The following is a 1,924-nucleotide window of genomic DNA, read 5'->3' as shown; positions in this document are numbered from 1 at the left end:
GGGCGGGGGGGGGGGTGTGGGGGGGGGGGGCACCCTCGCCTCGACCGTCCTGGTGGTGGATGACGAGGCCGTGGTGCGCGACGTGTGCGCCCGGTTGCTGGCGCGCGAGCCGGACCTGGTGGTGAGCCTCGCCGAGGACGCCGAGGAGGCCCTGGAGCTGCTCCGGGCCCAGCGCTTCGACGTGCTCATCACCGACAAGAACCTCCCGGGCATGGGCGGCGTGGAGCTCATCGCCGAGTCGCGCAAGCTGCAGCCGGCCCTGGAGGCGGTGATGATCACCGGCTACTCCAGCTCGGAGTCGGTGATCGCCGCCTTCGCCGCGGGCGCGAGCGACTACATCCTCAAGCCCTTCGAGGACCTGCGGCTGGTGCGGGCCAAGGTGCGTGCGGCCCTGGAGCGCCGGAGCGAGCGGGTGAAGGGGCGCGAGCTGGCGCGGCGCATGGCGCGCGAGGCCGTCGAGCTGCTGGAGGCGGGGGGGCATGCCTCGGTAGACGCGCGCCAGGAGTTGGAGGCCCACGTGCGCGCGTACGAGCACGCCAGCCGCATGGCCGCCGGCGGGCAGGTGGCGGTGGTGGGCAGCCGCGAGGCGCTGGAGACGCTGCTGGACCAGGGGCTCGAGGCGGTGGCACTGCCCCCGGACTCCCCGGCGCTGGAGGGCGCGGCCGTGGTGGTGCTGGAGACGGGCGCGCCGCAGTGGTGGGAGATCGCCGAGCGCCTCCAGTCCGCCAGGCCGGACGTGGTGCTGCTGGCCAGCCCGCATGCGGACCTGGCGGACCTGCTGGACGCCATCACGCTGCGGCTGGAGCTGGTGGGCTTTGGCACCTCGTCGCCCCAGGCGCTGCCGGAGCGGGTGCGCATGCTGCTGATGCGCCGCAACCTCCAGCGGGCCCAGGCGGGGCTGGCCTCGGCCCTGGCGGCCTTCCGCGAGAGCCTCCTGCAGCGGTAGAGGGGGGCGGGGCGGGGGAGCCCGCAAAAGCGAAGCGCCCGCTTCCTTTGGGGGAAGCGGGCGCCTCAGTGACCCTGCCGGGATTCGAACCCGAGTTTGTGCCGTGAGAGGGCACCGTCCTAACCGCTAGACGACAGGGCCGTGAAAGAAGCGCCCACCTTCCCAAGAAGGTGGGCGCCTTTGCTACCTGTGACCCTGCCGGGATTCGAACCCGAGTTTGTGCCGTGAGAGGGCACCGTCCTAACCGCTAGACGACAGGGCCGGTATTGCTACCACCGGGTACGACAAGCTGGGGAACTAGGATTCGAACCTAGATAAGCAGAGTCAGAGTCTGCTGTCCTGCCGTTAGACGATTCCCCAAGAACTGCTCTGACGGACGCTGACTACCGCAACTTCCTGACCACTTCAACTACCTTTTTTCGAACCTCAGGGCTACCGCGACTTCTTCCCCGACTTCGAGTCCGCGGGCTTCTTGACCGGCTTGGACTGCACCGGGGCCGCCTGCAGGGGAACGACGTAGATACGGACCTCGTCGTTGGCCTGATAAATGTTCACACCCTCGAAATTCTTCCCCGAGGGGTTGATGATGTGGACCGCCTTCACGCCCGGCTGGTTGACGATCGCCCTCCGAGGAAAGGCGCTCGCCGGGTAGACAGCCTTGTAATACTCGAGCGTCTTCTCGAAGTCCCCCGGCGCCCTGTACCGGTTCTCGCCCACCTTCTGCGAGCCGTCCGGGAGCTGCGCCCCGCTCACCACCTCCGCCGACGCCACCGACATCCAGAGGGCGACCACCGCCGCCCCGAGCGGGCGCGGCTTATAGAAAAGGCCCTTCAGGCTGTCAAGTGCTCGTGTCATCGCGGGGGGAGAATAGGGCCCACGGTGGGAGGTGTCCACCCCAACCTGTGGGCCCTGTCGAGTACCTACGGCCGGGCGAGCGCCGCGTCCAGGCGGTGGAGCGTCTCCTCACGGCCCAGCAGC

2 protein-coding genes and 3 tRNA genes are annotated in these 1,924 nt (G+C 69.4%); 1 reads left to right on the top strand and 4 read right to left on the bottom strand.

What is annotated here, in order from left to right; genetic code table 11:
- A partial coding sequence (locus VF697_RS29165; RefSeq protein WP_414641353.1) for a response regulator transcription factor occupies window positions 1-946 on the top strand: 946 nt, incomplete at its 5' end.
- A gap of 69 nt (window positions 947-1,015) precedes the next feature.
- Here the strand turns inward: VF697_RS29165 and VF697_RS29160 are convergent.
- The 4 genes from VF697_RS29160 to VF697_RS29145 form a co-directional block, all read right to left on the bottom strand.
- Window positions 1,016-1,087, bottom strand: a tRNA-Glu gene (locus VF697_RS29160).
- Between the two features lie 49 nt (window positions 1,088-1,136).
- Window positions 1,137-1,208, bottom strand: a tRNA-Glu gene (locus VF697_RS29155).
- 27 nt (window positions 1,209-1,235) lie between these two features.
- Window positions 1,236-1,306: transfer RNA gene (locus VF697_RS29150), tRNA-Gln, on the bottom strand.
- Between the two features lie 72 nt (window positions 1,307-1,378).
- Window positions 1,379-1,801: a hypothetical protein gene (locus VF697_RS29145; RefSeq protein ID WP_331100013.1), complete on the bottom strand. Its 423-nt coding sequence runs from the start codon at window positions 1,799-1,801 to the stop codon at window positions 1,379-1,381.
- Window positions 1,802-1,924 lie beyond the last annotated feature (123 nt).

Origin of the sequence: Archangium sp. (assembly GCF_036388035.1) — a bacterium.
Taxonomy (GTDB): Bacteria; Myxococcota; Myxococcia; order Myxococcales; family Myxococcaceae; genus Archangium.
This window is presented reverse-complemented; position numbering and strand designations above follow the sequence as displayed.